This window comes from Xenorhabdus khoisanae, assembly GCF_001037465.1.
GTDB lineage: Bacteria > Pseudomonadota > Gammaproteobacteria > Enterobacterales > Enterobacteriaceae > Xenorhabdus > Xenorhabdus khoisanae.
Genome location: NZ_LFCV01000225.1, coordinates 1 through 5,178, shown reverse-complemented (window position 1 = coordinate 5,178; position 5,178 = coordinate 1). Strand labels below are relative to the sequence as shown.

The 5,178-nt window shown below is 37.4% G+C and carries 4 protein-coding genes and 1 pseudogene; all 5 read right to left on the bottom strand.

Translation table 11 applies throughout. From position 1 onward, the window contains the following. Positions 1-3 precede the first annotated feature (3 nt). Entirely contained in the window at positions 4-684 is a 681-nt protein-coding gene (locus AB204_RS20335; protein WP_047965201.1) for a helix-turn-helix transcriptional regulator, read from the bottom strand. A 632-nt stretch (positions 685-1,316) separates the two neighbouring features. Continuing rightward, positions 1,317-2,756 (bottom strand): Na+/H+ antiporter NhaC, encoded by a 1,440-nt coding sequence (gene nhaC / locus AB204_RS20330; protein ID WP_047965200.1) that lies wholly within the window; start codon positions 2,754-2,756, stop codon positions 1,317-1,319. Positions 2,757-2,794: 38 nt separating this feature from the next. After that, a complete protein-coding gene (locus AB204_RS20325; protein WP_047965199.1) occupies positions 2,795-3,796 on the bottom strand; it encodes a LacI family DNA-binding transcriptional regulator in 1,002 nt (333 codons plus the stop codon). Positions 3,797-3,947: 151 nt separating this feature from the next. After that, complete coding sequence (locus AB204_RS20320) at positions 3,948-4,622, bottom strand: helix-turn-helix transcriptional regulator (protein WP_047965198.1); 675 nt, start codon at positions 4,620-4,622, stop codon at positions 3,948-3,950. Between the two features lie 375 nt (positions 4,623-4,997). Beyond that, positions 4,998-5,178 (bottom strand): annotated as a pseudogene (locus AB204_RS20315) (MFS transporter); the annotation flags it as partial.

The window sequence follows — 5,178 nt, the reverse complement described above, 5'->3', positions numbered from 1 at the left end:
GACTCAAACCAATATACGGCTTTCAGGGCGTAGAAATCTTTCTGGTACATAGAGATCGAAATTATTAAAGCGACAGTATTCTTCTAATTGTTGAGCAGAATTAACACCAACTTTTTTATATATTTGTGCTGTATAATTTTCGACAGTACGATAGGAAATATTTAATATTCTACCCATTTGCTTGCTGGTATATTTGTGCAGAGAGAGGAAAATGATATCCCATTCTCGTTGGGTGAATAATTCAGTAGGTGGTTGAAACATAATGGAAGCAGGGAGTTTACCATGGTATAGCCGGGTCAGTGAATAATCCTGTGCTTTCCATAAGTGATATATGATCCCTATACATTCACCATTTTCATGATAAATAGGTGATTTTTCGCAAAAATAAGATGATAATGCTTTTGTTTCTCCCCAAATATGGGTTTCGAGTGAAGTATATGATTTTTCTTCTTGCATTACCTTTTGGTCATGAAGAATATATTCCTTTGCAAATTCAGCACCATCCCAAGGAAGTTCGTGATCATTAAGCCCTTCAAAATTGAATGAATCAGAAAATCCTTTAATAGCATTCAATGCCTTGTTGCCATAAATAAAATAAGAGTTTTTATCTTTTATTCCCCAGGGATCGTTACTGGCTGCTAGTGTGTTAATTATTTGAAGTGAAATGATGGCATTGTCACTCATGTTATTATTCCTTTACTATATTGTAATGACGTAATCAATTTATTTAATATCCAATTTATCTTGTTAATTTTAATTGGGTGCTATATCAGGCGCTCTGATGTATAAAATGGTATGCTTTTCATATTTTAAGTTACCGCTTTGAATTTTTACTCAACTTTAATGCTGTTAATTTACCTTAAGGTAGGATGCTTTTATTAGAGTATTTTATACGCTTCCAATATTCTGAAAGATAGTTAAAATTTTAACTGCCTTATAGATTGTAAAAGAATCTATTTGGCTATTCTCAACCATTTTAATATTTTGTGTCAGTGTCAACTTCAGGGGAAAGTCTGTAATAATATAAAAAGTTAATATGAAAATTTTAATAGGATATAAACATAGCAGTTTACATAATCAAACAGAGAAATTGTAAATCTAACAAGGTATGGCTAAGTAGATATCTTGAATTTTCATTTTTACTTAATACAAATGTTTTATACAAAAATGAGTATAAAAGAACTAAATAGCTGAAATTTTCTGTCAGAAAAATTTCAGCTATTATCCTAGAATTAAAATAGGATTACTTTTAAATCCTACTTAACAGAACTTGTATTATGGCGATCAATTATCTGATTGAAATTAAACGATTCATGTTATTTTTCCTTTTTCTCCAAAGAGTGCTCTAGTGTAGTTTTTGCAATACCGAAACCAGTAAAACCATAAATGAGAGCAAAAAAGACAGAAACGTAGCACTGAATTGCCCAAGGTAGTAGATCAAGCGTACTGACACCCAGTGTCGTCGCCATGTATATTCCAGCGGAAGTCCAAGGGATCAGAGGTTCAATGACAGTACAACCATCTTCTATGGTGCGTGATAAATTTTTGTTATCCAGCCCCATCCCACGATAAGCATCTTTGAACAATTCTGCCGGGATGAGAAGAGCTAGTTTCCCATCACAGGTTGCCCCAGTTACAAGAATGGTTGTGCCTAAGGTTGCAGCAATAAGTTGCCCGGTTGTGTGAACAAAACGCAGAAGCTGGTTAATGATGATAGTCAGGGCGCCAGTGAGTGTTAATGTGCCAGCAAATGAGAATGCACAAAACACAAGCAATATAGTACCCATCATTGAGAGCATGCCACCGCGATCGAGCAAGCGGGGAACATCGCTGACAATTCCGTTGATGTTGTGTCCTTGGTCAGAAAACATTGAGAGATTGAAACCATCAATTAATGCATTAAGGCCTTGTGTAAGGGTAAATCCCTGAAGGCCTACGCCGATCACAATAGCCAATGCACAAGCAGCCAGCATGACGGGGATTACCGGACGTTTTGTTACGGCTCCCCACAAAACCAGTATTGGGGGCAAAACCAGCAATAAGTTGAAGTGGTAAAGGCTTCCAAAAGATTGAAGGATTTCTGTGATTTTTTCAGGTGTTGCTACGCTATTAGTTGAGCTTGTATGGCCTGCAATAAAAAAAACAAGGGTGGCTAAAATAAAGCTTGGGGTAGTGGTATACATTAAATGTCGAATATGACTGTAAAGGTCAGTATCGGTAACAATTGCAGCGAAGTTAGTTGAGTCAGATAACGGTGAAATTTTATCACCGAAATACGCACCTGAAACAACCGCGCCTGCTGTTGCCGCTAAAGACACATCAAGGCCGGCAGCGACTCCCATTAGGGCGACGCCTACTGTTCCGGCTGATCCCCATGATGTACCAGTGCAAACTGAAATCACGCTGGTGATAAAGAAAGCGGTAATGAGTATATATTGTGGGCTAATCATCTTTAGTCCCCAATAAACCATATAGGGTATAGTTCCGCTGAACATCCAGGTGCCAATTAACCCCCCGACACAAATTAGTATCATGATGACTGGTATTGCTTTAGCGAGCTTTGCCACAATGGCATCAATAATGTCATTCCAGCGATAGCCTTGCCAACATGCCAAGGCTGCCCCTATTGCTGCTGATACAAGCAATAATGATTCAATGCGTAGATTTAGTTGGTCATAACCAATGATGAGTAGTAGGAGCATTACTGCAATCGATAGTATCGCGAATCCCAGATTGAGTTGTTTCTTATCATCCATATTAAATTCCAGTCTAATTTAACCCATTAAACTTAAATCTATTCTATTAAAAAAACGGAATCTCTGATGATAAGTTCTGCTGAGAACATATTTATTTGTGGAACTAATTCTTTTTTGGCGTTGAGCTGTAATGCCAGATTAGCTGCCCGTTGCGCCATTTGTTCGATTGGATTATGTATGGTGGTTAAGGGAGGATAGAGATATCGGGCTGTGACAATATTATCAAACCCAACGATTGACAGTTGCTCCGGTAAGCTGATTTTCCGCCGATGCAGGAATCGCATCATACCGGCGGCCATAACGTCGTTGAATGTTAATGCCGCTGTAAAGTTGATGCCGCTGTCCAAGAGCTTTTCTGCTGCTTGTTCCCCTCCTTTTTCGTTAAATGGAACGCTGATAACCCAATCGCTAGGTACTGTGATACCCGCATCAGCCATTGCAGCATGATATCCCTTCAGACGGAGCCTTCTGTCATCTATCGGTAGATCTGTCGTTACATAAGCAATTTTTCGATGACCATTTTGGAGAAGATAGTTGGTAGCTGTCTGAGAAGCACTGACATTATCTAACCAGACACATCGGTTAGCGATAGCTGGGAAATATCGATTGATAATCACTAATCCCGGAGTATGGGCAGCATAACGTAATATATCTGCTTCGCTCATTCTACTGACATGGGCGACTATTGCCTCACATCCTTGATTGATTAAAAAATCTAAGGCAGATTTTTCAAGTTCAGCTTGATGCCCCCCACTACAGACCATGAGTTTGGCTTCTTTTTTCCGGGCAACGTTTTCAACACCGCGAGCCAAAAGGGAAAAGAAAGGGTCAGCCAGATTGCCCGTTAGTAATCCCAACATATTCCCGGATCTTTTTGCCAAGGCGAGTGCTGCTGAATTACGGTGGTAGTTGAATTCACGCATGGCTTTTTCTACACGTTCACGAGTTCCAGGTTCGACGTAAGCTGTATTATTAATAACACGGCTGACAGTGGCTACGGATACTTTGGCGTGATGTGCTACGTCTTTCATTGTGGCCATGCGCTTCCCCCGGCGGTTATATAAGATGAATATGACTTGGAATCATATCCAAACTTGTTCAAATTATCATGAAAGGTTTCGTCGATTTTATTTCAAGCAAGTAATCTATCATGTTTGTTTGAATGGTTTATCCGCATTATAGGTATTATATTTAACATAGCAAAGCATGGTTGATGGATTTTAAATATTCTGGCGGGATATATAGGTTGTAATTATTTTTCTCACAAAGCGTTTTTAATTCAATAATTGAATTGATTGATAATTTTTCATAGATGATTTTAAAATATTTTTCCAGAGTGCGACATGATATTTTCAGATTATGAGCAATATCTTTGTTTCTGATTCCCCGACAGAATAAAAAAATAATTCGCCATTCTTTTTCTGTCAATATATCGTTCGGAGGATTAAGATTAATAGATGTAGACATGTCATTTTTAATATAATGATGTACTGAAAAATGATTTATTTCTTTAGTGTGACAAATAACGCCGATACATTGATTATTTTCATTCATTAGTGGATGTTTTTCACAAAAATAGGGCTTTATTTGTTGATCATTTCGTTGAAAATAAGCTGAGACAGATGATATTCGTTGCATAGATTGTAAGACCTGACGGTCATGTTCTTCAGAAAGACGAATATGATGATTGAAAGAAACAGGTAATTCTTTTTCAGAATATCCTATAGCATCAAAACCTTCCGGTAAATTATTTAATTCAATAAATACCTTATTTGTATATATAAAACGTAACTCCTTATCTTTTACAGACCATGAGTCATGACTCTTATTCCACATATTTGTTAACTGAGGGGTTATTTGACTCATATATAACCTTCAATAATTATTAATATTCCTGTTATTTTCCAAGCCGTCGCTTTGTTGGTTTCACCCTTCCAGTCACATGTTTATCTATATATTTTGGGATAATTCCAGTTCGAATGGGTTGCTATAGGTAAGATAACGAATTTATTTAAGGTGGAATGTGAGAGGTGTTTACTATCCATGTAACCGGTTTCATGAGGTGTGAAAATGTGATATTTGTCACAATTTTTTATATTGCTATTACTGAAAAAACAAAAATGGGGCTGTTACGAATCGGAGATTTGATTTTTGGTATTATGTTTTTAGTTATCTTATTAACAACTTAACAGAAAATGAATTTTATACTTTAAGCTTTTTGGGAAAATATTTATCTAACCATTACACTTTGCTTGCAGTAAATCGCCGACTCCATACTAAGACCAGCACCAATACCGTCAGCGGTAATCCATGGAATATCAGGATCACGATGGAAGGTGGCAGCCAGACGTAGAACGGGGCAACAAGTAGCATACCTATCCCAAAGCCTGTCATCTGCAACAGCGTCAGCAAACTAAAAATC

Excerpts from the sequence above, each read along its gene's own strand:
- AB204_RS20335 (WP_047965201.1), bottom strand. The coding sequence starts at position 684 with ATGAGTGACAATGCCATCATTTCACTTCAAATAATTAACACACTAGCA.
- nhaC (WP_047965200.1), bottom strand. The coding sequence starts at position 2,756 with ATGGATGATAAGAAACAACTCAATCTGGGATTCGCGATACTATCGATT.
- AB204_RS20325 (WP_047965199.1), bottom strand. The coding sequence starts at position 3,796 with ATGGCCACAATGAAAGACGTAGCACATCACGCCAAAGTATCCGTAGCC.
- AB204_RS20320 (WP_047965198.1), bottom strand. The coding sequence starts at position 4,622 with ATGAGTCAAATAACCCCTCAGTTAACAAATATGTGGAATAAGAGTCAT.